This window comes from Variovorax paradoxus EPS (assembly GCF_000184745.1).
Taxonomy (GTDB): domain Bacteria; phylum Pseudomonadota; class Gammaproteobacteria; order Burkholderiales; family Burkholderiaceae_C; genus Variovorax; species Variovorax paradoxus_C.
Genome location: NC_014931.1, coordinates 5113260 through 5138384 on the forward strand (window position 1 = coordinate 5113260; position 25125 = coordinate 5138384).

At 66.3% G+C, this 25125-nt stretch carries 24 protein-coding genes and 1 tRNA gene; 15 read left to right on the top strand and 10 right to left on the bottom strand.

Annotated features, from left to right (window positions below; translation table 11 throughout):
• The first annotated feature begins 525 nt into the window (after window positions 1-525).
• Window positions 526-858 (top strand): hypothetical protein, encoded by a 333-nt coding sequence (locus VARPA_RS23380; protein WP_041943020.1) that lies wholly within the window; start codon window positions 526-528, stop codon window positions 856-858.
• 192 nt (window positions 859-1050) lie between these two features.
• Here the strand turns inward: VARPA_RS23380 and VARPA_RS23385 are convergent.
• The 5 genes from VARPA_RS23385 to VARPA_RS23405 form a co-directional block, all read right to left on the bottom strand.
• Window positions 1051-1140 (bottom strand) — tRNA-Ser (locus tag VARPA_RS23385).
• A 58-nt stretch (window positions 1141-1198) separates the two neighbouring features.
• Window positions 1199-2530 (bottom strand): serine--tRNA ligase, encoded by a 1332-nt coding sequence (gene serS / locus VARPA_RS23390; protein WP_013543063.1) that lies wholly within the window; start codon window positions 2528-2530, stop codon window positions 1199-1201.
• Window positions 2531-2584: 54 nt separating this feature from the next.
• Window positions 2585-3547 carry a threonine/serine dehydratase gene (locus VARPA_RS23395; RefSeq protein ID WP_013543064.1) on the bottom strand — a complete coding sequence of 321 codons (963 nt, stop codon included), beginning with the start codon at window positions 3545-3547 and terminating at the stop codon, window positions 2585-2587.
• On the bottom strand, window positions 3544-4512 hold the full coding sequence (gene ispH / locus VARPA_RS23400) for a 4-hydroxy-3-methylbut-2-enyl diphosphate reductase (RefSeq protein WP_013543065.1): 969 nt from the start codon (window positions 4510-4512) through the stop codon (window positions 3544-3546). Before ispH ends, VARPA_RS23395 begins: the two co-directional genes overlap by 4 nt.
• A complete protein-coding gene (locus VARPA_RS23405; protein ID WP_013543066.1) occupies window positions 4509-4952 on the bottom strand; it encodes an FKBP-type peptidyl-prolyl cis-trans isomerase in 444 nt (147 codons plus the stop codon). Before VARPA_RS23405 ends, ispH begins: the two co-directional genes overlap by 4 nt.
• 108 nt (window positions 4953-5060) lie before the next feature.
• On the opposite strand from VARPA_RS23405, the gene radC reads away from it, so the two are divergent.
• Together radC and VARPA_RS23415 are read left to right on the top strand one after the other, a co-directional pair.
• Window positions 5061-5738 carry a RadC family protein gene (gene radC / locus VARPA_RS23410; RefSeq protein ID WP_013543067.1) on the top strand — a complete coding sequence of 226 codons (678 nt, stop codon included), beginning with the start codon at window positions 5061-5063 and terminating at the stop codon, window positions 5736-5738.
• The gene (locus VARPA_RS23415; RefSeq protein ID WP_013543068.1) at window positions 5738-6421 is read left to right on the top strand and encodes a Smr/MutS family protein; all 684 of its coding nucleotides are present in this window, start codon (window positions 5738-5740) and stop codon (window positions 6419-6421) included. Before radC ends, VARPA_RS23415 begins: the two co-directional genes overlap by 1 nt.
• A gap of 123 nt (window positions 6422-6544) precedes the next feature.
• Here VARPA_RS23415 and VARPA_RS23420 read toward each other — a convergent pair whose 3' ends face one another.
• From VARPA_RS23420 to fabV, 3 genes are read right to left on the bottom strand one after another with little or no spacing between them, the layout of a single operon-like run.
• Window positions 6545-7768, bottom strand: coding sequence for an NAD(P)/FAD-dependent oxidoreductase (locus VARPA_RS23420; protein ID WP_013543069.1), 1224 nt, complete (start codon window positions 7766-7768; stop codon window positions 6545-6547).
• A 51-nt stretch (window positions 7769-7819) separates the two neighbouring features.
• Window positions 7820-8239 (bottom strand): group II truncated hemoglobin, encoded by a 420-nt coding sequence (locus tag VARPA_RS23425; RefSeq protein ID WP_013543070.1) that lies wholly within the window; start codon window positions 8237-8239, stop codon window positions 7820-7822.
• Between the two features lie 26 nt (window positions 8240-8265).
• On the bottom strand, window positions 8266-9462 hold the full coding sequence (gene fabV / locus VARPA_RS23430; protein ID WP_013543071.1) for an enoyl-ACP reductase FabV: 1197 nt from the start codon (window positions 9460-9462) through the stop codon (window positions 8266-8268).
• A gap of 164 nt (window positions 9463-9626) precedes the next feature.
• Here fabV and VARPA_RS23435 point away from each other — a divergent pair, with 164 nt between their 5' ends.
• From VARPA_RS23435 to paoC, 9 genes are all read left to right on the top strand, one after another.
• Window positions 9627-10454, top strand: a complete 828-nt coding sequence (locus VARPA_RS23435; protein WP_013543072.1) for an ABC transporter substrate-binding protein — start codon at window positions 9627-9629, stop codon at window positions 10452-10454.
• A gap of 170 nt (window positions 10455-10624) precedes the next feature.
• Window positions 10625-11320 (top strand): amino acid ABC transporter permease, encoded by a 696-nt coding sequence (locus VARPA_RS23440; protein WP_013543073.1) that lies wholly within the window; start codon window positions 10625-10627, stop codon window positions 11318-11320.
• Window positions 11321-11414: 94 nt separating this feature from the next.
• Window positions 11415-12140, top strand: coding sequence for an amino acid ABC transporter permease (locus tag VARPA_RS23445; RefSeq protein WP_013543074.1), 726 nt, complete (start codon window positions 11415-11417; stop codon window positions 12138-12140).
• Window positions 12137-12880 (top strand): amino acid ABC transporter ATP-binding protein, encoded by a 744-nt coding sequence (locus VARPA_RS23450; protein WP_013543075.1) that lies wholly within the window; start codon window positions 12137-12139, stop codon window positions 12878-12880. The genes VARPA_RS23445 and VARPA_RS23450 overlap by 4 nt, the downstream gene beginning before the upstream one ends.
• Before the next feature lie 16 nt (window positions 12881-12896).
• The gene (locus VARPA_RS23455) at window positions 12897-13910 is read left to right on the top strand and encodes an isopenicillin N synthase family dioxygenase (protein ID WP_041943951.1); all 1014 of its coding nucleotides are present in this window, start codon (window positions 12897-12899) and stop codon (window positions 13908-13910) included.
• A gap of 134 nt (window positions 13911-14044) precedes the next feature.
• The gene (locus tag VARPA_RS23460; protein WP_013543077.1) at window positions 14045-15061 is read left to right on the top strand and encodes an AraC family transcriptional regulator; all 1017 of its coding nucleotides are present in this window, start codon (window positions 14045-14047) and stop codon (window positions 15059-15061) included.
• A 201-nt stretch (window positions 15062-15262) separates the two neighbouring features.
• Entirely contained in the window at window positions 15263-15922 is a 660-nt protein-coding gene (gene paoA / locus VARPA_RS23465) for an aldehyde dehydrogenase iron-sulfur subunit PaoA (protein WP_013543078.1), read from the top strand.
• The gene (locus VARPA_RS23470) at window positions 15919-16869 is read left to right on the top strand and encodes an FAD binding domain-containing protein (RefSeq protein ID WP_013543079.1); all 951 of its coding nucleotides are present in this window, start codon (window positions 15919-15921) and stop codon (window positions 16867-16869) included. The genes paoA and VARPA_RS23470 overlap by 4 nt, the downstream gene beginning before the upstream one ends.
• A gap of 2 nt (window positions 16870-16871) precedes the next feature.
• Window positions 16872-19082 (top strand): aldehyde oxidoreductase molybdenum-binding subunit PaoC, encoded by a 2211-nt coding sequence (gene paoC, locus VARPA_RS23475; RefSeq protein ID WP_013543080.1) that lies wholly within the window; start codon window positions 16872-16874, stop codon window positions 19080-19082.
• Window positions 19083-19110: 28 nt separating this feature from the next.
• Here the strand turns inward: paoC and VARPA_RS23480 are convergent, their stop codons facing one another.
• Both VARPA_RS23480 and VARPA_RS23485 read right to left on the bottom strand, forming a co-directional pair.
• Window positions 19111-19791 carry an HAD family hydrolase gene (locus VARPA_RS23480; protein WP_013543081.1) on the bottom strand — a complete coding sequence of 227 codons (681 nt, stop codon included), beginning with the start codon at window positions 19789-19791 and terminating at the stop codon, window positions 19111-19113.
• 85 nt (window positions 19792-19876) lie between these two features.
• Complete coding sequence (locus VARPA_RS23485) at window positions 19877-21229, bottom strand: MFS transporter (protein WP_013543082.1); 1353 nt, start codon at window positions 21227-21229, stop codon at window positions 19877-19879.
• A gap of 183 nt (window positions 21230-21412) precedes the next feature.
• On the opposite strand from VARPA_RS23485, the gene cyoA reads away from it, so the two are divergent.
• Genes cyoA through cyoC form a run of 3 tightly spaced genes read left to right on the top strand, consistent with a single transcriptional unit; the run spans window position 21413 to window position 25123 of the window.
• Window positions 21413-22438: a ubiquinol oxidase subunit II gene (gene cyoA, locus VARPA_RS23490; protein WP_013543083.1), complete on the top strand. Its 1026-nt coding sequence runs from the start codon at window positions 21413-21415 to the stop codon at window positions 22436-22438.
• Window positions 22435-24465, top strand: a complete 2031-nt coding sequence (gene cyoB / locus VARPA_RS23495; protein WP_013543084.1) for a cytochrome o ubiquinol oxidase subunit I — start codon at window positions 22435-22437, stop codon at window positions 24463-24465. The genes cyoA and cyoB overlap by 4 nt, the downstream gene beginning before the upstream one ends.
• Window positions 24458-25123, top strand: coding sequence for a cytochrome o ubiquinol oxidase subunit III (cyoC, locus tag VARPA_RS23500; RefSeq protein ID WP_013543085.1), 666 nt, complete (start codon window positions 24458-24460; stop codon window positions 25121-25123). The genes cyoB and cyoC overlap by 8 nt, the downstream gene beginning before the upstream one ends.
• The last annotated feature ends 2 nt before the right edge of the window (window positions 25124-25125 follow it).

Below are 25125 nucleotides of genomic sequence, written 5' to 3' on the forward strand. Positions count from 1 at the left end.
GATCCCCCAGAAGTCAATATTTACCAGCAGCGCACGCGAGAGGCCGTGCGCAGTTTCTTCACATAATTTTCAGGCTCAGTGGCTATCGACGAATTTTTGTAAAAAATCGTTTACGCTTCACACTGAAAACTCACAAACAGATGCGTGAGCTGGTGAAAAAGTAGTGACGGCGCCAAAGTCGCCATCAGAGTCTCCTGGCTCTCTCCGAAGAGTCGTTACCAGGTTCATCATTGCTAACTTTCTCCCTGATCGTACCAGCGCCACGCGCCGCTGGTCGCTTCGGCATGCCTGGGGGCCGGTAAAAGTACGTGTGGATGCGCCTCTGTAGGCCGGGCTACGGCTCGATGCGAGCTGATGGCCAGAGGAGCAGTGCAACGGCGATTTTGTTAATAGTTAGCTTCCCTTCAAGAGCGCACATCTGAGGGCACGGATCACTCTTGAAGCTGGGCGCCTTCAGGCCTCGCCGGCCAGCAGCAGTCTGCATGTAGTAGCAAAGATTACAAATACCGCGAACATGGTAGTGGCGTGGTCATAGATGGCTGGAAGAATGCTGCGCTGCAGTACACATCTGCCTATGAGCCGAAGAGCTTGGCAAGGGAGGCCCATGACATCCGGATCGGCCTCGCCATGCACAACCTGTTTTCCGCCTGCCCATGCGGCATCGACCATCTCAAGCGCACGCACCGCAGTACGTGGATGCGAATGCTGCCGTGGCTGCGGCTGTATCGCTGCGATAACTGCGGCAAGCTCCAGCTTCATTCCGAAAGCGAGATCGATGTAGCCAAGGCCAAGAGAGAGGCGCAGGCAGGTGTCGCGACAAAGCCCCGCACCAGAGCGACGGGTTCGCTCAAGCGCTAGCCTGCATTGCGCTCGAATCGCCTGCGATCGATCTGCATTGCTGCATCGACGAGCGAGCCAACTGACAGGATGCGCGGCACCCAAAAAGCAAAAAGCCGCAGTGAAAAATCACTGCGGCTTTTTTAGTAGCTTTGCCAGCGAAGGAGTGACGAGCTGAGAAGCTTCGATCAATCCATTGCTTGCAAGCATGTCTGGAGGAGAGGGAGGGATTCGAACCCTCGGTACTATCGCTAGTACGCCTGATTTCGAGTCAGGTACATTCGACCACTCTGCCACCTCTCCGGTGCTGTCGAGCCCACGATTATAGCGGATAAAAACTGGGCTTTTGAAGCCCTCGCACTCAACCGCGCAACAGTTCCAGTCCGCCGAGGTATGGCCGCAGCGCGACGGGCACGTTGATCGAACCATCCTCGTTCTGGTGGTTTTCAAGCACCGCCACCAGCGCGCGTCCCACCGCCAGGCCAGAGCCGTTCAGCGTGTGCACGAGTTCGTTCTTGCCTTGTGCGTTCTTGAAGCGAGCTTGCAGGCGACGCGCCTGGAAGGCTTCGCAGTTCGAGACCGAGCTGATCTCGCGGTAGGTGTCCTGCGCCGGCAGCCAGACCTCCAGGTCGTAGGTCTTGGTCGCGCCGAAGCCCATGTCGCCGGTGCACAGCAGCACCACGCGGTACGGCAGTTCGAGCGCCTGCAGCACGGCCTCGGCATGGCCGGTCATCTGCTCCAGCGCGTCGTAGCTCTTTTCGGGATGAACGATCTGCACCATCTCGACCTTGTCGAATTGGTGCTGGCGGATCATGCCGCGCGTGTCGCGCCCCGCGCTGCCGGCTTCCGAACGGAAGCACGGCGTGTGCGCCGTGAGCTTGATCGGCAATTGCGACTCGGCCACCACCTCGTCGCGCACGAAGTTGGTCAGCGGCACTTCGCTGGTCGGGATCAGGTACAGCGCCGAATGGTCGGGCGCGGGCTCGCCGTCCTGGCCGCCCTTCTTCGCGGCGAAGAGGTCGCCTTCGAACTTGGGCAACTGGCCGGTGCCGCTCAACGTGGCGGCGTTGACGATGTAGGGCACGTAGCACTCGGCATAGCCGTGCTTCTCGGTCTGGGTGTCGAGCATGAACTGCGCGAGCGCGCGGTGCAGGCGGGCGATCGGCCCCTTCATGACGGTGAAGCGCGAGCCGGCGAGCTTGGCGCCCATCTCGAAGTCGAGGCCCAGCGGTGCGCCGAGGTCCACGTGATCCTTCGCGGCGAAGCCCAGCGGCGTGGCATTGGCGCCGGCACCGCCTTGCGGACTCCAGCGGCGCACTTCGACGTTGCCGGTCTCGTCCTCGCCGACCGGCACGCTGGCGTGCGGCAGGTTGGGCACCGCGAGCAGCAAGGCCTGCAGTTCGGGCTGGATCTCGTCGAGGCGCTTGGACTGCGATTCCTGCTCGGCCTTGAGTGCGTTGACTTCGGCCATCAGCGCATCGGTCGATTCGCCCTTGGCCTTGAGCGGGCCGATCTGCTTGTTCAGGGCGTTGCGGCGCGCCTGGATTTCCTCAGTGCGGGTCTGGACGGTCTTGCGCTCGGCTTCGAGCGCGGTGAACGCCGACACATCGAGGTAGGGCTGGTTCTTCTTGCGTTTTTCGAGGCCGGCCACAGCGGAGGCCAGGTCTTTTCGGAGCAGGGTGATGTCGAGCATCCGCCGATTTTAGGTGGGGCGCGGTGTCGCGCCGCCCCCACCCCATGCGCGGCCTCAGGCGACGGTGGCCGGATCCACGTTCGCCCCGCAGACGATCAGGCACACCTTCTCGCCCTCGCGCGGCACGTAGGCGCCGGTCTGCAGCGCAGCGAGCGGCAGCGCGGCGGCCGGCTCCACGGCGAACTTCATTTCCTTCCACAGCCACTGCTGGGCCGCGCGGATGGATTCATCGGACAGCAGCAGCGCGTCCTGCACCTGCTGCTGCGTGATCTCCCACGAGATCGCACCGATGCGGCGTGCGCCGAGCGAGTCTGCCGCGATGCCACCGACCTCGACATCGACCGGCTCGCCGGCTTCACGCGCGCGAAAGAGCGTCGGCGCCTTCTCGGGTTCTAGCGCCACCACACGAGCGCGCTGCTCGAACCAGCCGGCGAGACCACCGATGAGGCCGCCACCGCCCACGCTCACGAGCACCGAATCGGGCAGGCCGCCCTGCGCTTCGATCTCGTGGCCCAGCGTGCCGGCACCGGCCACGACTTCGGGCTGGTCATAGGCATGGGTCAGCAAGGCGCCGGTTTCCTTCTGCCGCGTGAGGCAGGCGGCCAGCGCATCGGGATAAAGCTCGCCGACCACGACCACTTCGGCACCCAGCGCACGCAGGCGCGCGCGCTTGGCTTCGGGCGACACGCCGGGCAGGAACACCTGGCAGCGCACGCCCAGCGCCTTGGCGGCGGCTGCGGTGGCGATGCCGGCATTGCCGCCCGAGGCCACAACCACGCCGCTCTCGGGAATGTCGTTGGCGAGCAGCCGGTTCATCATGCCGCGGGCCTTGAAGCTGCCGCTGACCTGCATGTGTTCGAGCTTGAGCCAGACCTCCACGCCGGGGACCTCGATGCCGAAGGCCGATGCGGGCAGCTTCCAGAGCGGCGTCTCGCGCAGGAAGCCGGCGGCGCCTTCGCGCAGCCTGCGGGAGGCGCTTTCTATTTCAGAGCGCCAGTTTGTCGTTTGCTTGTTCAAGAGATATGTCCCGGAGGCGGAATGTCGTCGAGCTTGAGGCCCTTGGGGAGCGGAAACTTGATGGTCTCCTCGATGCCGTCCATCTTGCGGACCGACACCGCGCCGAAGGCCCGCACGCGATCGATCACCTCGCGCACCAGCACCTCGGGGGCCGAAGCGCCGGCCGTGATGCCGACGCGGCTCTTGCCCTCGAACCATTCGGGCTTGAGCTCGTCGGCCGAATCGACCATGTAGCTCTCGGTGCCCAGGCGTTGCGCGAGTTCGCGCAGCCGGTTGCTGTTGGAGCTGGTGGGGCTGCCGACCACGATCACGAGGTCGACCTGCGGGCTCATGATCTTCACCGCGTCCTGGCGGTTCTGGGTGGCGTAGCAGATGTCCTGCTGCTTGGGCTCGCGCACGTTGGGAAAGCGCGCGCGCACCGCGGCGGCGATCTCGGCGGCGTCGTCCACGCTGAGCGTGGTCTGCGTGACGACCGCGAGCTTGTCGGTCTGCCCCGGCGAGACCTTCGCGACATCGGCCACGTCTTCCACGAGATGGATGCCACTGGAGAGCTGCCCCATCGTGCCCTCGACCTCGGGGTGTCCCTTGTGGCCGATCATGATGAATTCGTAGCCCTCTTTCGCGAGCTTGGCCACCTCGACGTGCACCTTGGTCACCAGCGGGCAGGTGGCGTCGAAGATCTCGAAGCCGCGGTCGCGCGCCTCCTGCTCCACCGCCTTGCTCACGCCGTGCGCGCTGAACACCAGCGTGGCGCCGGGCGGCACGTCGGACAGCTCCTCGATGAAGATCGCGCCCTTGGCCTTGAGCTCGTTCACCACGTAGGTGTTGTGCACGATCTCGTGGCGCACATAGATCGGCGCGCCGAACTTGGCGATGGCGCGCTCGACGATCTCGATGGCGCGGTCCACGCCCGCGCAGAAGCCGCGCGGCTCGGCGAGGAGGACTTCCTCGATATTGGGATTCATAGCACTCCGATCAGCTTCACTTCGAACGTCACGGGTTGGCCAGCCAATGGGTGATTGAAGTCGAAGCGCACCGCGGTCTCGCTAGATTCGATCACCGCGCCGGCATAGCTGCCGCTGCCATCGGGCGTGGGGAACTGCACCACATCGCCGACTGCGTATTTCTCGTCGGGGTCGCCCATCTGCGCGAGCAGCTTCTTCGCGACCCACTGCTGCATCTCGGGATTGCGATCGCCAAAAGCCTCGCCAGCGGGCAGTTCGAAGGTCGCGTGCGTGCCCTCTTCGAGGCCCATCAGGCGCTGCTCCATCGCAGGCGAAAGTTCGCCGGTGCCGAGCGACAGGGTCGCGGGCTTGTCGGCGAAGGTGTTGATGATGTCGCCCGCCGGGCCGGCCAGCCGGTAGTGCAGGGTGAGGAACGAGCCGGAAGTCACGACGTGGGACATGGAGGAAGCGGAGGTGGGCAAAGACAAGGGAGGTGTCCCGATAAACTGGACTGCATTTTAAGGACGGGGGCCTTCCACCCGTTCCATTCAAGGTTTCCCAAGGTTTCGATGGCTTTCAAGGATCTCCCTGTCGACGCTCGCCCGCGCGAAAAGCTCATCGCACGGGGCGTCACTGCGCTGGCCGACGCCGAGCTTCTGGCGCTGCTGCTGCGCACCGGCGTCGCGGGCAAGAACGTGCTGCAGATGGCGCAGGAACTGCTCGAACGCTTCGGCGGCCTCTCGGGTCTCTTGCACACCGGTCCCGAGGAACTGAAGCTCGTCAAGGGCATGGGCGGCGATGCCAAGCGCGCCGAGCTGATCGCGGTGCTCGAACTGGCCCGCCGCGCCATGGCCGAGCAACTCAAGGAGCGCACGGTGTTCGACTCGCCCGACGCGGTCAAGCAGTACGTGCAATTGCACATCGGCTCACGGCCGCACGAGGTGTTCGCGGTGCTGTTCCTCGACGCGCAGCACCGGCTGATCGTGCTGGAAGAACTGTTTCGCGGAACGCTCACGCAGGCGAGCGTCTATCCGCGAGAAATCGTCATGCGTGCGCTGCACCACCAGGCCGCGGCCGTGGTGCTGGCGCACAACCACCCGAGCGGCAGCATCGAGCCTTCGCGCGCCGACGAATCGCTCACGCAAACGCTCAGGGCCGCGCTCTCGCTGGTGGATGTGCGCGTGATCGACCATGTCATCGTGAGCCCGGGACAGAGCTTCTCGATGGCCGAAAAAGGAGTGCTCTGATGGCCTCGCGTCCCCCCCCTCCCTCCCACTCCTCCGCGCCGAAAACGCTGAAGAACCTCGCCGACCTCAAGCAGGTGCAGCGTGCGCTGGCCGAAACGCGCGAGCGCGAAGCGGCCGAAGCGGCGGCCAAGGCCGCTGCAGAACGCAAGCGCGCGGCCGAGAAAGACCTGTTCGCGCGCGCCATCGGCGCCACCGAACCGCTGCGCCGCAAGGCCTCCGTGCCGCTCGCGCCCGAGCCGCCCGCGCCGATCCCGGTGCAGCACCAGCTCGACGAGCAGCGCGTGCTGCGCGAATCGCTCTCCGACGAGTTCGACGTGACCACGCTGCTGGACGTGGACGACGCCATGAGCTTCCGCCGTCCCGGCATCGGCACCGACGTGACGGCGCGGCTGCGCAAGGGCGACTGGTCGATTCAGGCGCAGGTCGACCTGCACGGCCTGCGCAGCGACGAGGCGCGCGAGGCGCTGGGCGGTTTCATTCGCACCTCGCACAAGCAGGGGCTGCGCTGCGTGCGCGTGGTGCACGGCAAAGGCCTCGGCTCGCCCGGCAAGCAGCCGGTGCTCAAGACCAAGACGCAGCGCTGGCTGATCCAGAAGAACGAGGTGATTGCCTTCGTGCAGGCGAAGCCGGCCGAAGGTGGCGCGGGCGCTCTCGTGGTGTTGTTGGCGCCGGTGCGGCGCTGACTTGCACCTTCCCCTTCCGGGGGAAGGCTGGGATGGGGGCAAGCGCCCAACGAGCGCTGTGCAGGAATTGAAGCCGTCGTGCCCCCACCCCAACCCTCCGCCGACAGGGGAGGGAGCCATGCGCTATGCCAGGTGATTCTTCAGCGGCACCGCCGCATCCGCAATCGCCACCGGATCTGGGCTGCGCCCCGCTTCGATCAGCTTGCGGCTCATCATGTGATCGACCGGCGCGTTGACCGACTCGACGCACACGAGCTGCCCATCGACGTAATGGAACAGCGAGAACGCCTCGGGCTTGGGGCCCGGTCGGCGCACGCTGACGAGACCCGGCGTGCCTTCGGCCGGCATCAGCCCCACCATCTGCAAACGCATGCTGCCCTGGTCGGACCAGAACCACGCGACGGCATCGTGCGGTCGCGGCGCGCCAGTCAGCGTGGCAACTGCGGTGCGCGCCTGGTCGTTCGCGTTCTGCACGGATTCGAGCCGCAGCGCGCGGCCCGCGCGGCGATCGGGAAAGCGCGTGCAGTCGCCCACGGCGAGCACATCGGCCGCGCTGGTCTGCATGTGGTCATCGACCACGATGCCGTCGGCGCACTCGATGCCCGCGGCTTGCGCGAGTGCGGTCTCGGGCACGGCGCCGATGCCGAGCAGCAGCAGGTCGACCGGCTGCTTCGCGCCGTTGACCTGTATCGATACCAGGCGGTCGCCCTCGACCTCGAACGCGCCGGTCTGCGCGCCTAGCACGATGTCGATGCCCGTTGCGCGATGCGTCGCCAGCACGTGCGCCGACAGCTCGGGTGACACGGCGCGGCCCAGCAGGCGCGGCGCGCTTTCGATCACCTGCACGCTCTTGCCGAGCGCCTTGGCAGTGGCCGCCACTTCGAGGCCGATGAAGCCGCCGCCGAGCACCGTGACGTGCCGTGCACCCGCGAGCCGTTCGCGGAGGCGATGCGCCTCGTCGGCGGCGCGCAGGCTCGCGACGTTTTCGAGCCCCGGCTTCAGGTCGGGCATCTGGCGTGCGCGCGTGCCGGTGGCGAGCACCAGGCGTTCCCACGGCAGCACCGCGCCCGAGCGCAGCGTGACGGTATGCGCCTCGCGGTCGATGGCCACGGCCGCATCGCCCAGGTGCAGCGTGATGCCCGCCTCGCGATACCAGTCGGCGGCCTTGTGCGGCTGCGTGGTTTCTTCGGCGCTCTTGAGGAAGGCCTTCGACAGCGGCGGCCGGTGGTACGGCTCGCAGGCTTCTTCGCAGACCAGGTGCACGCGCGCGCCCTGCCCGGCTTCGGCAAGGCCAGCGCAAAGCTGGGCCGCGGCGTGGCCGCCGCCGATGATGACGATGGAATTCATGAGGGAAAGTCTTTCGGAATCGGTGTCTGTTTTGTTCGCCGCAATTCGCAGCTACTCGCCGCGGTTGCGCATCCAGTCGGCGGTCTGGAAGAACGAGGTGCGCAGCCTTGCGCGCAAGTCATCGGGCACGCCCGTCTCGCCCATCGCCTGGTCCATGCAGGCGAGCCACTGGTCGCGCTCCTTGATGCCGATGCTGTGACCGCCGATGCTCTGGGGCAGGTGCCGCGCGCGCAGCATCGGATGGCCGAAGCGGTCCGTGTAGTGCTGCGGGCCGCCGAGCCAGCCGCACAGGAACCAGAAGAGGCGCTGGCGTGCGTTGTCCAGGTTCGTACCGTGCACCGCGCGCAGTTGCGCGTACGCGGGCTCGAGGTCCATCAGGTCGTAGAAGCGCTCGACCAGCGCCTCCACTTTCGGCTCGCCGCCGATCCACTCGAAGGGCGTGCCGGCGGGCGGCTTTTCTTGAATCTGCATGGGCGGGAGTATCCCTCTGAGCGTTTCTAGGCTTGGACGAGGTTCGGAATGCCCACATCGGGGTTCACGTCGGCCTCGTAGTCCACGCCTTCGACCGCGAAGCCGAAGAGGCGCAGGAACTCGGTCTTGTAGCCCGCGAAGTCGGTGAGTTCGTGGATGTTCTCGCTCGTCACCTGCGGCCAGAGTTCGACCACGCGCGCCTGCACGTCGGGCGCCAGTTCCTTGTAGTCCGCGCGCAGGCGCCCTTCGGCGTCCAGGTGCGGTGTGCTGCCGTAGAGGCTCTCGGCGAAGAGGCCCTGCACCTGCTCGATGCAGCCCTCGTGCGTGCCCTTCTCCTTCATCACCTTGAAGAGCAGCGACAGGTACAGCGGCATCATCGGAATGGCCGAACTCGCCTGCGTGACGACGGCCTTCAGCACCGACACGCGCGCATCGCCGCCCTTCGCGGCCAGGCCGGCGCGGATGCCGAGCACCTTGTGGTCGAGGTCTTTCTTGGCGGCGCCGATGGAGCCGTTCCAGTAGATGTCGTGCGTGATCTGCTCGCCGAGGTAGGTGAAGGCGGTGGTCTTCGCGCCTTCGGCCAGCACTCCGGCGGACTGCAGCGCGTCGATCCACATCTGCCAGTCCTCGCCGCCCATCACGGCGACGGTGTTGTCGATTTCTTCCTGCGTGGCCGGCTCCAGCACGGTTTCCTTGACGACTTCGTTGTCGGTGTCCAGGCCCCGCAGGGTCACAGCCTTGCCGATGGGCTTGAGCGTCGAGTTGAAGACCTGGCCGGTCTTCGGATGCGTGCGCCGCGGCGCGGCGAGGCTGTAGACGACGAGGTCTACCTGGCCCATGTCGGCGCGGATCGCGTCGATGGTCTTCTGCTTCACGTCGTCGGAGAAGCCGTCGCCGTTGATGCTCTTCGCGTAGAGGCCTTCTTCGGCCGCCGCGCGATGGAAGGCCGCGGTGTTGTACCAGCCGGGCGAAGCGGGCTTCGTCTCGCTGCCGGGCCGCTCGAAGAACACGCCCAGCGTGTCGGCGCCGCTGCCGAAGGCCGCGGTGATGCGCGCGGCGAGCCCGTAACCGGTCGATGCGCCGATCACGAGCACCTTCTTCGGCCCGCCGGCGATGCGGCCCTGGGCCAGCACGTAATCGATCTGCTGCCTCACATTGGCTTCGCAGCCCGTGGGGTGGGTCGTGACGCAGATGAAGCCGCGCACGCGCGGTTTGATGATCATGAAGACCTCGCTGGATGTGATGCCGGGGAAGCCCGCGAATTTAACCCAGCCGGTCGCAAAGGCATCCCATGCGAGCCATATGCATATGTCGATTGACGATTTAATAATCTGCGGTTTTATTGATATGGTTCGGCCCTGAATTTCCAACCGGAGAGAGAACAACCATGCGCCACACCTTGCTCGCCGCGGCCCTCGCCGCCTCCACCTTCCTGCTGGGCACCGTCGCCCACGCGGACCAGCTCGCCGACATCAAGAAGAAGGGCGAACTCGTGGTCGGCGTGCTCGGCACCGACGAGCCCGCCACCTTCGTCGACCCGAAGACGCGCCAGATCGTCGGCTACGAAGTCGACCTGGTGAACGCCATCGCCAAGAAGATCGGCGTGAAGCCGGTGTTGAAGCAGATCGCCGTGGCCGCGCGCATTCCCGAGCTGCAACAGGGCCACGTGGACCTGGTGGCCGCGGGCCTCACGCACAACAAGGAGCGCGAGGCGCAGATCGACTTTTCGCTCACCACCTTCGTGACCGGCCAGAAGGCCATCGTGAAGAAGGACAGCGGCATCGCCGACATCCCGCAACTGGGCGGCAAGAAGGTGCTGACCATCCGCGGCGGCACGCAGGAGCCCAACATCCGCAAGGCCGTGCCCACCGCCGAGGTCGTGACCTTCGACACGAGCCAGCAGGCCTTCCAGGCGCTGCAGCAAGGCAAGGGCGTCGGCTACGTGGACGACGAAGCCGCGCTGCTGCGCAGCTACGCCAAGCTCGGCCCGGCCAAGGCGCAGTACGTGGTGCTCAAGCAGAACCTGAGCACCGAGGCGCTGGCCATCGGCATCAAGAAGGGCGAGAGCGGCCTGAAGGCGGTGGTGGACGACACGCTGCGCGAACTCGAGAAGTCGGGCGAGGCGCAGAAGATCTTCGTGAAGTGGTACGGCCCGACGACGGCATCGGGCTTCGAGACGCGCGACTTCAAGTTCGACAGCGACAAGATCGACTGAGCCGCCTTCGGACTTTCTCCTTCCCCTCCCGGGGGAAGGCCGGGATGGGGGCCTGCGGCCTCTGAACACGCCGCGGCGCATCGATCGCCGTCGTGCCCCCACCCCACCCCTCCCCCAGCGGGGAAGGGAGCCAGGCAAACTCCCTCGCGACGGTGATACTGTCGCCCCCCATGCCCCTGTTCGACTACTCGTTGCTGCTGACCGGCAAGTACCACGACATGCTCGTCGCGGGCCTCGTGCTCTCACTGCAGTTGCTCGCGGCCTCGCTCATGCTGGCGCTGCCGATCGCGCTGGTGGTGGCGCTGCTTCGCCTCTCGCCGATCGCGCCGCTGCGCTGGCTGGGCTTCGCGTACGTGGAGTCGATCCGCAACATCCCGCTGCTCGCGCACATGCTCTTCTGGTATTTCGGCGCGCCCGAGCTGCTGCCCGATGGCATCAAGCAGTGGCTCTACGCAGGCCACATCGAGGCCTACAGCGCCATCGTCGCGCTCGCGCTCTACACGGCCGCCTTCATGGCGGAAGACATCCGCAGCGGCATCCGCGCGATCCCGACCGTGCAGTTCGAGGCCGGACGCGCGCTGGGCTTCGGCTTCCTGGACACCATGCGCCGCGTGGTCTTGCCGCAGGCGCTGCGCATCACGGTGCCGCCGCTCATCTCGCAGACGCTGAGCCTCTGGAAGAACACCTCCATCGCCACCGTGATCGGCGTGGCCGAGCTGATGTACCAGGCCGGGCAGGTGGAGAGCGCGACCTTCCGCAGCTTCGAGTCGTTCGCGTTCGCGAGCGCGGCGTACCTGACGGTGTCCTTAGCCATCACGGGCCTTGCGACCTGGTACCACCACCGCTTCCCGGTGCGAACAATATGAACGCGTTCGAGCGGCGCCGGGCCGCCCCAAGGCGCGAGCGGCCCCCTCGGGGGGCAGCGAGGACACGCAGTGCCGAGCGTGGGGGCCATTGCTGATGCTTCAGATCATCAACGACTACTGGGTCTACTTCCTCATCGGGCAGTACCCGAACGGCCCGCTCGGCGGGCTGGTGCTCACGTTGCTGCTGGCCTCGTGCGGCCTCGTGCTCGCGCTGCCGCTGGGCATCGTGCTGGGCCTCGCGCGCGTGAGCCCGTGGCGGTGGCTGCGCTGGCCGGTGACGGGCTTCGTGTTCGTGGTGCGGGGCCTGCCACTGCTCATGGTGATCTTCTGGGCCTACTTCTTCCTACCCAGCTTGACGGGCGTGAAGACCGACCAGTTCACCACGATGCTGATCGCACTCGTGATCTTCGATGCCGCCTACCTCGCCGAGATCGTGCGCGCCGGCATCCAGGGCCTGCCGCGCGGGCAGATGGAAACCGCCCGCGCACTCGGCTTGAGCTACTTCCGCGCGATGCGCCTGGTGGTCCTGCCGCAGGCGTTGCGCAGCATGCTGCCTTCGCTCGTGAACCAGTTCGTCTCGACCATCAAGGAGACCTCGCTCGGCTACATCATTGGCCTGGCCGAGGTGTCGTTCATCGCGACACAGATCAACACGCAGGTGTTCACCAAGCCGGCGCAGATCTACCTGATATTGGGCGGCACGTATTTCATTCTTTGCTTCGGCCTGTCGCGCTTCGCCTACTGGCTGGAGCGGCGGCTCGCGCGCCGAGGCATGTCCAGCATTACCTCTTCGGCCTCGGCCCCCAAGGTGTCCGCATGATCGAACTGCAGAACGTCAACAAGTGGTACGGCAGCTACCAGGCCCTGGTCGACATCAACGAGACCATCCACAAGGGCGAGGTCGTCGTGGTGTGCGGGCCTTCAGGCTCGGGCAAGTCGACGCTGATCCGCACCTTCAACCGGCTGGAGCCGATCCAGTCGGGCCGCATTCTTTTCGAGGGCCAGGACATCCACGCACCCGGCACCGATGTGAATGCGTTCCGCTCGCGCATCGGCTTCGTGTTCCAGCAGTTCAACCTGTTCCCGCACCTCACCGTTCTGCAGAACTGCACGATGGCGCCGATGCAGTTGCGCGGCCTTTCCCGCAAGGACGCGGAGGAGCGCGCAATGGCGCTGCTGCAACGCGTGGGCCTCGCGAACAAGGCCAATGCGTGGCCGAGCGAACTCTCGGGCGGCCAGCAGCAGCGCGTGGCGATTGCGCGCGCGCTCGCCATGCAGCCGCCGCTGATGCTGTTCGACGAACCCACCAGCGCGCTCGATCCCGAGATGGTCGGCGAGGTGCTGCTGGTGATGCGCGACCTCACGCGCGACGGCATGACCATGGTCTGCGTGACGCACGAGATGGGCTTCGCGCGCGAAGTGGCCGACCGCGTGATCTTCATGGACGAAGGCAAGGTGCTCGAGCGCGCGACGCCCGACGACTTCTTCAACCGGCCGCAGCATCCGCGTGCGCAGCAGTTTCTTTCGGACATCCGCTCGCCGTTCGCGCGCGACGCGTGACATGCTCTCTTCGACCATGACCACCACCGCCCCTTTTCTTTCGCTGCCCGTGATCGACGTCGCGCCGCTCGTGGCCGGCGCGCCCGAACGCAGCGACGTGGCGGCGCAGATCGGCGCCGCCTGCCGCGCGCACGGCTTCTTCTACGTCACTGGCCATGGCGTCGATGCGGCACTGGTGCAGCGGCTCGAAGACCTGAGCCACCAGTTCTTCGACCTGCCCGAAGAAACCAAGATGCAGTGGCGCATGGCCCTCGGCGGGCGCGCGTGGCGCGGCTTCTTCCCGCTCGGCGGCGAACTGACTTCGGGCCGGCCCGACTGGAAGGAAGGCCTGTACCTCGGCACCGAGCTGCCCGCCACGCATCCGCTGGTGCTGGCGAAGACGCCGGTGCACGGGCCGAACCTCTTCCCCGACGTGCCGGGGTTCCGCGAGACCATCCTCGACTACATGGCCGCGGTGACGCAGCTCGGTCATCGGCTGATGGAAGGCATCGCGCTGAGCCTCGGCCTTTCGGCCGCGTATTTCGCCGAGCGCTACACCGCCGATCCGCTGATCCTGTTCCGCCTCTTCAACTACCCCTCGCAGCCCGTGCCCGATGGGCTCGACGTGCAATGGGGTGTCGGCGAGCACACCGACTACGGCCTGCTCACCATCCTTCACCAGGACAGCGTCGGCGGCCTCGCGGTGCACACGCCGGGCGGCTGGATCGATGCGCCGCCGATTGCGGGCTCCTTCGTCTGCAACATCGGCGACATGCTCGACCGCATGACCGGCGGGCTCTACAAGTCGACACCGCACCGCGTGAAGCGCAACACCTCGGGGCGCGACCGGCTGTCGTTTCCACTGTTCTTCGATCCGAACTTCGAGGCGCGCGTGCAGCGCATCGAGGGCCTCGCGGGCGCCGAGGCGCTCGACGACAGCGCCGAGCGCTGGGACCGCGCCAACGTGCACGCCTTCAGCGGCCGCTACGGCGACTACCTGCTCGCGAAGGTGTCGAAGGTATTCCCGCAGCTGCGCGACGAAGTGCTCTGAGCCGGGCTCGCGAAGCGAAGCTGCGAGCTTGCGCAGATCGCTGGATTTCTTGCCTGTTCCTCTGAGCACGAGCCCCTTTCGCGATTCGCGCCGGGCCTGGCGAGTAGAGTGCTTTCGCGCGAGGCACCTCCGACATGACACCCAGACCCCACGACACGGTCGCTCCAGGCAGATCGCCGCACGAAGCGATGGCGCACGCCATCGGTGCGCGCACGCCGGGCGTGGGCGACTACGCCACACCGATCGCCGGCCTGAGCTTCTTTCGGCGCGATGCGCCCGCACCGCCCGTCGTCTGCATGGTCGAGCCGAGCATCGTCCTCGTTGCCCAAGGCGCCAAGCAGTTGTGGGTGGGCGGCGCGGCCTACCCTTACGACACCTCGCAGTTCCTCGTCACCTCGCTGGACATGCCCGCCAATTCGGAAGTGAAGGCGGCCAGCGCGGCGCGGCCCTGCCTCGGCCTGGTGCTGAAACTCGACGTGCGCACGCTGGCCGAACTGGCGGCCCAGGGCGGCCTGCCGCCGCATCGCGACCGCCGCGGCAGTTCGGGCGTGGGTGTGGGCATCGGCACGGCCACGGCCGCCCTGCTCGCGCCCATCGGGCGCCTGCTGGAGCTGCTGGAAGAACCCGACGCCATTCCTGTGCTCGCACCGCTGATCCACCGGGAAATTCACTACCGCCTGCTGATGAGCGACCAGGCCGACAAGCTGCGGCAGATCGCCTCGGTGGACGGTCAGGGCCACCGGATCGCCCGGGCCATCGACTGGCTGAAGCTGAACTACACCTCGCCGCTTCGTGTCGATGAACTCGCGGCGCGCGTGCAGATGAGCGCGCCCACGTTTCACCATCACTTTCGCCAGCTCACCGCGATGAGTCCGCTGCAGTACCAGAAATGGCTGCGCTTGAACGAAGCGAAACGGCTGATGCTGAACGAGCACTGCGACGCCGCCAGCGCGGCGTTCAAGGTCGGCTACGAAAGTCCGTCCCAGTTCAGCCGCGAATACAGCCGGTTGTTCGGCGCACCACCGCGAAGAGACATCGAGGTGCTGCGAGGCGGTGCCCGCAACGTCGAAGCACTTGCAGCCGGCGCGGCGAGCACGGCGACGACGACTGCAGACCTCGAGCTGCAAGCGGCTGCGAGTTCATCGGATTAGGCAAGAAACGGAGCGAAATGCGCTATCGGTCGGCGCGCCGCTCCAGAAAAATGGCCAGTCAAACCCCGCGTTCAGCGGGGCTCCACGATGTCGGGAAATCGACCGGAAATAACAGCCGGTCTCCTATTGCCATCGCAGCAGGCTCGCGATATCAGCAGTGATTGCCGACGCACACCCGAACCCCGAACAACAGGAGCCGACATGGACAGTCCCACGATCCCATTGACTTTGATCTCGCGGCGCAACGCCCTCATCGTCAGCGCCGCGACCGCCACCGCCGCGGCGGTGTCGTCGCCCGCGCCCGCCACTGCGGCGCCGGCCGCGGCTGCGACAGGCGCCGGGCCGATACCCCAGGCGAAGCTGTCGCTGAACGTCAACGGAACAGCGCACGCGCTCGAACTCGACACCCGCACCACGCTGCTCGACGCACTGCGCGAACACCTGCACCTGAGCGGTACGAAGAAAGGCTGCGACCACGGCCAATGCGGCGCCTGCACGGTGATCGTGGACGGAAGGCGCATCAACTCGTGCCTGACGCTCGCCGTCATGCACGACGGCGCGCGGGTCACCACCATCGAGGGCCTGGGCACGCCGCAGAACATGCACCCGCTGCAAGCCGCCTTCGTCAAGCATGACGGCTACCAGTGCGGCTACTGCACGCCGGGCCAGATCTGCTCGGCGGTGGGAGTGATCGACGAGGTCAAGCGCGGCATTCCGAGCCATGTGAGCGCCGATCTCACGGCAAAACCCATCCTCTCGGCGGAGGAACTTCGCGAGCGCATGAGCGGCAACATCTGCCGCTGCGGCGCCTACTCCAACATCGTCGAAGCCATCACCGAAGTGGCCGGGAGCAGGGCATGAAACCTTTTACCTACGAGCGCGCGCAGTCCGCGACAGAAGCCGCGGCGGCAGTCGCCGCCAACCCCGGCGCCAAGTTCATCGCAGGCGGCACCAACCTGCTCGACCTGATGAAGCTGCAGATCGAAGCCCCGGTGCACCTGGTCGACGTGAATCGCCTGGCGCTGGACAGGATCGAGCCCACACCCGAAGGCGGCCTTCGCATCGGCGCCATGGTGCGCAACACCGACCTGGCGGCCGACGAGCGCGTGCGGCGCGACTACGGCGTGCTGTCCCGCGCGCTCCTGGCCGGTGCGTCGGGCCAGTTGCGCAACAAGGCGACGACCGCGGGCAACCTGCTGCAGCGCACGCGCTGCCCCTACTTCTACGACACCGACCAGCCCTGCAACAAGCGCCGGCCCGGCAGCGGCTGCAGCGCCATCGGCGGCGTGACGCGCCAGCTTGCGATCGTCGGCGGCAGCAAGGCGTGCATCGCGACGAACCCGAGCGACATGGCCGTGGCCATGCGCGTGCTGGACGCATCCGTGGAAACCATCCGCCCCGACGGACGCGCCCGCGTGATCCCGATCGCCGATTTCCATCGCCTGCCCGGCGACACGCCGCACATCGAGACGACGCTGGCGCGAGATGAACTCATCACCGGCGTGACGCTGCCCAAGCCCATCGGTGGCACGCACATCTACCGCAAGGTGCGCGACCGCGCCTCCTACGCCTTCGCGCTGGTTTCGGTTGCTGCCATCGTGCAGCGCGACGGATCGGGCCGGGTGGCGCTCGGCGGCGTCGCGCACAAGCCGTGGCGAATCGAGGCCGCGGAAGCCGCGATGCCGCAGGGCGCCAAAGCGGTGACGGCCCGGCTGCTGGCCGATGCGCAGCCGACCCACGAGAACGCATTCAAGTTGCCGTTGGCCGAGCGCGCATTGGCCGCCGCCCTGGTGCAGGCGAGGAGCTGAGCATGAAATTCGACACACCCGCCACGACCAATCCCATCGACCAGTTGAAGGTCATCGGAAAACCGACCGACCGCATCGACGGCCCGGTCAAGACGACCGGCACCGCCCGCTACGCCTACGAACGCAACGCCGAAGTGCCGCGTGCGGCCTACGGGTACGTCGTGGGCGCAGGCATCGCCAAGGGCCGCATCGCGTCGATGGATCTGGGCGCCGCGCAGGCCGCACCCGGCGTGCTGGCCGTCGTGACCGCGCGCAATGCCGGCAAGCTGGCCAAGGGCGACTTCAATACCGCCAAGCTGCTGGGCGGCCCCGAGATCGACCACTACCACCAGGCGGTGGCCGTCGTCGTGGCGAACACCTTCGAGCAGGCGCGCGCCGCGGCGCAGCTGGTGCGCATCACGTACGAACGCGGCTCCGGGCGCTTCGATCTCGCCGCCGAAAAGGATGCGGCGCAGATGCCCAAGCCCAATCCGTTTTCGGGCGAGCCGCAAACCAAGACGGGCGACTTCCCGGGCGCGTTCGCCGCGGCGCCGGTCCAGCTCGACGCCACCTACACGACGCCCGACGAGTCGCACGCCATGATGGAGCCGCATGCCTCCATCGCGCAGTGGCAGGGCGACAGGCTGACGATCTGGACCTCCAACCAGATGATCGCCTGGGGCGTCGGCGACGTCGCCAAGACGCTCGGCATTCCGAAGGACAAGGTGCGCCTGGTCTCGCCCTTTGTGGGCGGCGGCTTCGGCGGCAAGCTGTTCGTGCGGGCGGACGCGGTGCTCGCCGCGCTCGGTGCCCGCGCCGCCAAGCGGCCGGTGAAAGTGGCGCTTCAGCGGCCGCTGATGATGAACAACACCACGCACCGGCCGGCGACCATCCAGCGCATCCGCATCGGTGCCACACCGGACGGAAAGATCACGGCCATCGCGCACGAAGGCTGGTCGGGCGATCTGCCCGGCGGCCAGGCCGAGACGGCGGTCAACCAGACGCGGCTGCTCTACGCCGGCCCCAACCGCCTGACGACCACCCGGCTCGCCGTGCTCGACCTGCCCGAAGGCAATGCGATGCGCGCACCCGGCGAGGCCCCGGGACTGATGGCGCTGGAGATCGCCATGGACGAGATGGCGGAGAAGCTCAAGCTCGATCCGGTCGAGTTCCGCGTGCTCAACGACACGCAGGTCGATCCCGAGAAGCCCGAACGCCCGTTCTCCCAACGCAGGCTCAACGAGTGCCTCCGCATGGGCGCCGAGCGCTTCGGCTGGAACAAGCGCAGCGCAACGCCCGCGCAGCAGCGCGACGGACGCTGGCTCGTGGGTTTGGGCGTCGCCGCCGCGTTCCGCAACAACCTGCTGACGAAATCGGCCGCGCGCGTGCGGCTGGACAACCGCGGCATGGTCACGGTGGAGACCGACATGACCGACATCGGCACCGGGTCGTACACCATCATTGCGCAGACCGCCGCCGAAACGATGGGCGTGTCGCTCGACAAGGTGTCGGTGCGCCTGGGCGATTCGGCCTATCCGGTCTCGGCCGGCTCGGGCGGGCAATGGGGCGCCAACAACTCGACCTCGGGCGTTTTTGCGGCCTGCATGAAGCTGCGCGAGGCAGTAGCGGCGAAGCTGGGCATGGCCGCGGCCGAAGCCCAGTTCTCGGACGGCATGGTGCGCGCCGGCGGGCGTTCGGTGCCGCTTGCCGAAGCGGCGGGTGCGGAGGGCCTCGCGGCAGAAGACGGCATCGAGTACGGCGACCTCGACAAGAAGTACCAGCAGTCCACCTTCGGCGCGCATTTCGTCGAGGTCGGCGTCGATGCCGCCACCGGCGAGATCCGCGTGCGGCGCATGCTGGCGGTGTGCGCCGCCGGGCGCATCCTGAATCCCAAGTCCGCGCGCAGCCAGGTGATCGGTGCGATGACGATGGGTGTCGGCGGCGCGCTGATGGAAGAGCTGGCGCTGGACAAGCGGCATGGCTTCTTCGTCAACCACGACCTGGCCGGCTACGAGGTGCCGGTGCATGCCGACATTCCTCATCAGGACGTGATCTTCCTGGACGAGACCGACCCGATTTCTTCGCCGATGAAGGCAAAGGGCGTCGGCGAACTGGGCATGTGCGGCGTCGCGGCCGCGGTGGCCAACGCGGTCTACAACGCGACGGGCGTGCGGGTGCGCGAGTACCCGATCACGCTCGACAAGCTGCTCGCAGGACTGCCGCCGGTGGCGTGAACCGGATTCGAAGCGGTCTCGTCTCGGATCACGGCCGCACCAGCTCGCCGGGAAACCAGCGCGGCAGGTGCGCCGTGGCGTCGTTCAGCGACGCCAGCACGTGGAACGCCTGTTCGACGATCGATGCCGGCGGATGCTTGAGGTCCGGAACGATCACGACGCGGAGCCCCGCCGCCAGCGCGGCCTTGGCGCCGTTCTCGCTGTCTTCGAAAGCGATGCATTGCGCCGGGTCCACGCCCAGGCGCGAAGCTGCGAGCAGGTAGAGCGCCGGATCAGGCTTGGCGCGCACCACCTCGTCGCCGCCCGCGAAGGCCTCGAAGTGATGGAGCACGTCGAGGCTGCCGAGGCAGGCTTGGATCTGGACGCTTGTCGAAGACGAAGCCACCGCGCAGCGCGTGCCGCGCTGGCGCAATGCGGCAAGAAACTCGGCCGCACCGGGCTTGATGGGAAAGAGCGGCGTGCCGTCGGAGCGCTCGAGCTGCAGCAGCTTGCGGACATGCGCGATGGCATGGCGGTAGGCCTCCGGTCCGCCGAGCAGCGAACCGAGGATCACCTCGGACTCCACGGTGGCAAGGCCCACGACCTGCAGGTACTGCGTGTGAGAAAGCTCGATGTCGAGCGTGCGGGCCGCTTCGATCCAGGCGGCCATGACGGGCCGCTCCGAGTCGATGAGGAGCCCGTCCATGTCGAAGATGGCGGCGGAGAACATGGGCGAATCCTAAGCCAGCGTGCCTCGGCGTCGGAAAAGAAAAAGGGGCCGTGAGGCCCCTTCGTCGAGACGCGGCGCTCGCCGCTCAGTCGCGCACGAGTGCCCGGTTCAGGCCCAGCGCCGCCAGCGTGCCGGCCGCGCCGGAGAGCAGGTAGACGCTGACATACGCCAGACCGAAGTTCGCCGACAGCCCCAGCGCCACCAGCGGTGCGAACGCAGCGCCGATCAGCCAGGCCAGGTCGGCCGTGAGGGCCGCGCCGGTGTAGCGGTACTTGGGTTCGAAATTCGAAGTCACCGCGCCCGCGGCCTGGCCATACGAAAGGCCCAGCAGCACGAAGCCCAGCAGGATGAAGACGTCCTGCCCGATGCGGCCGCCGTCGAGCAGCGTGGGGGCAAAGCCACTGAACACCGCGATCAGCGCGGCCAGGCCGCCCAAGGTGAAACGGCGTCCCACGCGGTCGGCGATCAGGCCCGAGGCCACGATGCCGCCGGCGCAGAACACCGCGCCGATCATCTGCACGATCAGGAACTCGGTGATCGACTGGTCCGAGTACAGCGTGATCCAGGACAGCGGGAACACGGTGATGAGGTGGAACAGCGCATAGCTGGCCAGCGCGGCGAACGCGCCGATCAGCAGGTTGGCGCCCTGCGAGCGGGTCAGCTCGACCACGCTGGTGGGCTGCAGTTCGCGCTCTTCGAGCAGGCGCGAATATTCTTCGGTCGCCACGAGACGCAGGCGCGCGAAGAGCGCCACGACGTTGATCGCGAAGGCCACGTAGAAGGTGTAGCGCCAGCCCCAGTCGAGGAATTCCTTGATCGAGAGGCTTGCGTAGAGGTACGCGAACAGCGCGCTGGCAATGAAGAAGCCGATGGGCGCGCCCAGCTGGCCCAGCATGGCGTACCAGCCGCGGCGGTTCGGCGGCGCGTTCAGCGCCAGCAGCGAAGGCAGACCGTCCCACGAGCCGCCGAGCGCGAGGCCCTGGCAGAAGCGGAACACCGACAGCAGCACGATCGCGGTGAACCCGAGGCTTTCGTAGCCCGGCAGGAAGGCGATGCCGGCCGTGGACGTGCCCAGGAGGAACAGCGCGATGGTCAGCTTGGTCTCGCGCCCGAATCGTCGCTGGATCGCCATCGAAATGACAGTTCCGAACGGCCGGGCGATGAATGCGAACGAGAAGACCACGAACGCGTAGAGGATTCCCTCCAGGCGCTGCTCGAACGGGAAGAATACGTACGGAAAGACCAGCACCGAGGCGATGCCGTAGACGAAGAAGTCGAAATACTCGGAAGCGCGGCCGATGACCACGCCGACGGCGATTTCGCCCGGAGCGATGTGCGAGTGATCGGCGCCGCCACTCTGGCTCGGGCCGGCGCCGTTTCCGGACGTGTTCGGCACAGGCTGTGCGCCTTGCGGACTGATGCTGGACGTCGTCGTCATTGCGTTTTGTAATTCGGGTGTCACCGACAGTGACAAAGGTAGGCCATTAACAGGAATGCCCCGAGCGTCTCACCGAAAGCAGTTTCCCGCCATAGGACAAAACGTCCAATAGGCGCCAAGTCCCTTTGGTCGTAGATTGTGGAGTCTTAGCGCAGCCCACGCACTTCTTTCTTTCTCTTCGGCATGCCCACCCTCCACTCCCTTCGCCGATGGCTCGTCTTGCTCCCCCTCGCATTGCTGGCGGGCTGCAACACGGTGCTCATGAACCCCTCCGGGGACATCGCCAACCAGCAGGGCCGACTCATCGTCGTGTCCACGGTGCTGATGCTGATCATCATCATCCCGGTGATCGCGCTGACCATCTTCTTCGCCTGGCGCTATCGCCAGTCGAACAAGGAGGCCACCTACAGCCCCGACTGGGACCACTCCACCCAGCTCGAACTGGCGATCTGGGCCGCGCCGCTCCTGATCATCATCGCGCTGGGCGCGATCACCTGGATCAGCACACACACGCTCGACCCCTACCGCCCGCTCACGCGCCTGGACGCCAAGCGCCAGATCTCGCCCGAGACCAAGCCGCTGGTGGTCGAAGTGGTGGCGCTCGACTGGAAGTGGCTCTTCATCTACCCCGAGCAGGGCATCGCCACGGTCAATGAACTGGCCGCGCCGGTGGACGTGCCGATCAGCTTCAAGATCACCGCCTCCTCGGTGATGAACTCCTTCTTCATCCCCGCGCTGGCCGGCCAGATCTACGCCATGCCGGGCATGGAAACCAAGCTGCACGCGGTGATCAACAAGCCGGGCGAATTCGAAGGCTTCTCGGCCAACTACAGCGGCGCGGGCTTCTCGGGCATGCGCTTCAAGTTCCACGGCCTGAACAAGGACGACTTCGACCAGTGGGTTGCCAAGGTCAAGGCCGGCAAGGAAGGCGAGCTCACCCGCGAGGGCTACACGAAGCTCGAAGTGCCCAGCGAGCGCGAGCCCGTGCGTCACTACGCCAGCGTCGACGCCGACCTGTACAACGCCATCCTCAACCGCTGTGTCGACCGCAACAAGATGTGCATGAGCCAGATGATGGCCATCGACGCCGACGGCGGCCTGGGCAAGCCCGGCGCCTTCAACGTCGCCACCATGCAGAGCTGGCAACCCGACACCCTCAACTCGCCCAAGCGTAAATACGTCACGGCGATGTGCACCACCGAAGAATGACGATGCTTGCGAACCTTGACCTGACGAAGCTCGTCTTCGGCCGCCTCACGTGGGAGGCGATTCCCTACCACGAGCCCATCCTGCTCGCGACCTTCGCGGCCGTGGTGCTGGGCGGCCTGGCCCTCCTGGGCGCGCTCACCTACTTCAAGGTGTGGGGCGTGCTGTGGCGCGACTGGATCACCAGCATCGACCACAAGAAGATCGGCATCATGTACATCATCCTCGGGCTGGTGATGCTGCTGCGCGGCTTTGCCGACGCGATCATGATGCGGGCCCAGCAGGCCTTCGCCTTCGGCGACAACGCGGGCTTCCTGCCGCCGCACCACTACGACCAGATCTTCACCGCCCACGGCGTGATCATGATCTTCTTCGTGGCGATGCCGCTGGTCACGGGCCTCATGAACTTCGTGGTGCCGCTGCAGATCGGCGCGCGCGACGTGGCCTTCCCGTTCCTGAACAACTTCAGCTTCTGGATGACCACCTTCGGCGCCGGCCTCGTGATGGCGTCGCTGTTCGTCGGCGAGTTCGCCAAGACGGGCTGGCTCGCGTATCCGCCGCTGTCGGGCATTCTCTTCAGCCCCGACGTGGGGGTCGACTACTACATATGGTCGTTGCAGATAGCGGGGGTAGGTACCTTGCTATCCGGCGTGAACCTGCTGGCCACCATCGTGAAGATGCGCGCGCCCGGCATGACCATGATGAAGATGCCCGTCTTCACCTGGACCGCCCTGTGCACCAACGTGCTGATCGTGGCTGCCTTCCCGGTGCTGACCGCTGTGCTGGCCCTGCTGTCGCTCGACCGCTACGTCGGCACCAACTTCTTCACGAACGACCTGGGCGGCAACGCCATGATGTACGTGAACCTGATCTGGATCTGGGGCCACCCCGAGGTGTACATCCTGATCCTGCCGGCCTTCGGCATCTTCTCGGAAGTGGTCTCCACCTTCTCGGGCAAGCGCCTCTTCGGCTACGCCTCGATGGTGTATGCCACGGTCGTGATCACGATCCTCTCGTACCTCGTGTGGCTGCATCACTTCTTCACCATGGGCTCCGGCGCCAGCGTGAATTCGTTCTTCGGCATCACGACGATGATCATCTCGATCCCGACGGGCGCGAAGATCTTCAACTGGCTCTTCACCATGTACCGCGGCCGCATCCGCTACGAGCTGCCGATGATGTGGACCATCGGCTTCATGATCACCTTCGTGATCGGCGGCATGACGGGCGTGCTGCTGGCCGTTCCCCCGGCCGACTTCGTCCTGCACAACAGCCTGTTCCTCATTGCCCACTTCCACAACGTGATCATCGGCGGCGTGCTGTTCGGCATGCTGGCGGGCATCACCTACTGGTTCCCGAAGGCCTTCGGCTACAAGCTCGATCCGTTCTGGGGCAAGTGCTCGTTCTGGTTCTGGATCATCGGCTTCTGGTTCGCCTTCATGCCGCTGTACATCCTGGGCCTGATGGGCGTCACCCGCCGCATGAGCCACTTCCAGGACATGTCGCTGCAGATCTGGTTCCAGATCGCCGCCTTCGGCGCCGTGCTGATCGCGCTGGGCATCGCCTCCTTCATCATCCAGCTGGTGGTGAGCTACATCCGCCGCGATTCGCTCCGCGACACCACGGGCGACCCGTGGAACGGCCGCACGCTCGAATGGTCGACCTCCTCGCCGCCGCCGGCCTACAACTTCGCGTTCACGCCGCGCATCCATGACAACGATGCCTGGACCGACATGAAGCGCCGCGGCTACGAGCGTCCGCTCGAGGGCTTCACCCCGATCCACATGCCCAAGAACACCAGCGCCGGCTTCATCATCGCGGCCCTGGCAGCGGTCTGCGGCTTCGCGTTGATCTGGCAGATGTGGCTCGTGGCGGGCATCGGCTTCGTCGCCATGCTGGCCGCCGTGATCATCCATACCTTCAACTACAAGCGCGACTACTACATCCCCGCGGAAGACGTCGTTCGCACCGAGGGCGAACGCACGCGCCTCCTGGGCGTTTCGGGAGTCTCGGGAGCCGCCCATGTCTGATACCACCGCCCTGCATCACCCGGGGTCTTCGCACCCCCACAGCGACCAGACGGGCAAGCCGCCCGTGTTCGAGCTGTTCCACGTCGGCAACGACCATCACCCGGAAAACGGCACGCTGCTCGGCTTCTGGCTCTACCTGATGAGCGACTGCCTCATCTTCGCGTGCCTGTTCGCGGTGTACGGCGTGCTGGGCCGCAGCTACGCGGCCGGCCCCTCGGGCGCTGATTTGTTCGACCTGCCGCTGGTGGCGATCAACACCTCGCTGCTGTTGCTGTCGTCGATCACCTACGGCTTCGCGATGCTCGAGATGCAGAAGAAGCGCATGGGCGGCGTGCTCGTGTGGCTGGCCATCACGGGCCTCCTGGGCGCGGGCTTCATCGGCCTCGAACTCTACGAATTCGCGCACCTGTTGCACGAAGGCGCGGGCCCGCAGCGCAGCGCTTTCCTGTCGTCGTTCTTCGCACTGGTCGGCACCCACGGCCTGCACGTGAGCTTCGGCATCATCTGGCTCATCGTGCTGATGATCCAGCTGCCCAAGCACGGCTTCACCGCCGCGAACCGCCGCCGCCTGATGTGCCTGTCGATGTTCTGGCACTTCCTGGACGTCGTGTGGATCGGCGTCTTCACCTTTGTCTACCTGATGGGATCGATGGCATGAGC

What these genes read in the sequence shown, in the direction of transcription:
- serS (WP_013543063.1), bottom strand. Translation starts at nt 2,530, where the DNA reads ATGCTCGACATCACCCTGCTCCGAAAAGACCTGGCCTCCGCTGTGGCC.
- ispH (WP_013543065.1), bottom strand. Translation starts at nt 4,512, where the DNA reads ATGAATCCCAATATCGAGGAAGTCCTCCTCGCCGAGCCGCGCGGCTTC.
- VARPA_RS23405 (WP_013543066.1), bottom strand. Translation starts at nt 4,952, where the DNA reads ATGTCCCACGTCGTGACTTCCGGCTCGTTCCTCACCCTGCACTACCGG.
- radC (WP_013543067.1), top strand. Translation starts at nt 5,061, where the DNA reads ATGGCTTTCAAGGATCTCCCTGTCGACGCTCGCCCGCGCGAAAAGCTC.
- VARPA_RS23415 (WP_013543068.1), top strand. Translation starts at nt 5,738, where the DNA reads ATGGCCTCGCGTCCCCCCCCTCCCTCCCACTCCTCCGCGCCGAAAACG.
- VARPA_RS23420 (WP_013543069.1), bottom strand. Translation starts at nt 7,768, where the DNA reads ATGAATTCCATCGTCATCATCGGCGGCGGCCACGCCGCGGCCCAGCTT.
- VARPA_RS23425 (WP_013543070.1), bottom strand. Translation starts at nt 8,239, where the DNA reads ATGCAGATTCAAGAAAAGCCGCCCGCCGGCACGCCCTTCGAGTGGATC.
- fabV (WP_013543071.1), bottom strand. Translation starts at nt 9,462, where the DNA reads ATGATCATCAAACCGCGCGTGCGCGGCTTCATCTGCGTCACGACCCAC.
- VARPA_RS23435 (WP_013543072.1), top strand. Translation starts at nt 9,627, where the DNA reads ATGCGCCACACCTTGCTCGCCGCGGCCCTCGCCGCCTCCACCTTCCTG.
- VARPA_RS23440 (WP_013543073.1), top strand. Translation starts at nt 10,625, where the DNA reads ATGCCCCTGTTCGACTACTCGTTGCTGCTGACCGGCAAGTACCACGAC.
- VARPA_RS23445 (WP_013543074.1), top strand. Translation starts at nt 11,415, where the DNA reads ATGCTTCAGATCATCAACGACTACTGGGTCTACTTCCTCATCGGGCAG.
- VARPA_RS23450 (WP_013543075.1), top strand. Translation starts at nt 12,137, where the DNA reads ATGATCGAACTGCAGAACGTCAACAAGTGGTACGGCAGCTACCAGGCC.
- VARPA_RS23455 (WP_041943951.1), top strand. Translation starts at nt 12,897, where the DNA reads ATGACCACCACCGCCCCTTTTCTTTCGCTGCCCGTGATCGACGTCGCG.
- VARPA_RS23460 (WP_013543077.1), top strand. Translation starts at nt 14,045, where the DNA reads ATGACACCCAGACCCCACGACACGGTCGCTCCAGGCAGATCGCCGCAC.
- paoA (WP_013543078.1), top strand. Translation starts at nt 15,263, where the DNA reads ATGGACAGTCCCACGATCCCATTGACTTTGATCTCGCGGCGCAACGCC.
- VARPA_RS23470 (WP_013543079.1), top strand. Translation starts at nt 15,919, where the DNA reads ATGAAACCTTTTACCTACGAGCGCGCGCAGTCCGCGACAGAAGCCGCG.
- paoC (WP_013543080.1), top strand. Translation starts at nt 16,872, where the DNA reads ATGAAATTCGACACACCCGCCACGACCAATCCCATCGACCAGTTGAAG.
- VARPA_RS23480 (WP_013543081.1), bottom strand. Translation starts at nt 19,791, where the DNA reads ATGTTCTCCGCCGCCATCTTCGACATGGACGGGCTCCTCATCGACTCG.
- VARPA_RS23485 (WP_013543082.1), bottom strand. Translation starts at nt 21,229, where the DNA reads ATGACGACGACGTCCAGCATCAGTCCGCAAGGCGCACAGCCTGTGCCG.
- cyoA (WP_013543083.1), top strand. Translation starts at nt 21,413, where the DNA reads ATGCCCACCCTCCACTCCCTTCGCCGATGGCTCGTCTTGCTCCCCCTC.
- cyoB (WP_013543084.1), top strand. Translation starts at nt 22,435, where the DNA reads ATGACGATGCTTGCGAACCTTGACCTGACGAAGCTCGTCTTCGGCCGC.
- cyoC (WP_013543085.1), top strand. Translation starts at nt 24,458, where the DNA reads ATGTCTGATACCACCGCCCTGCATCACCCGGGGTCTTCGCACCCCCAC.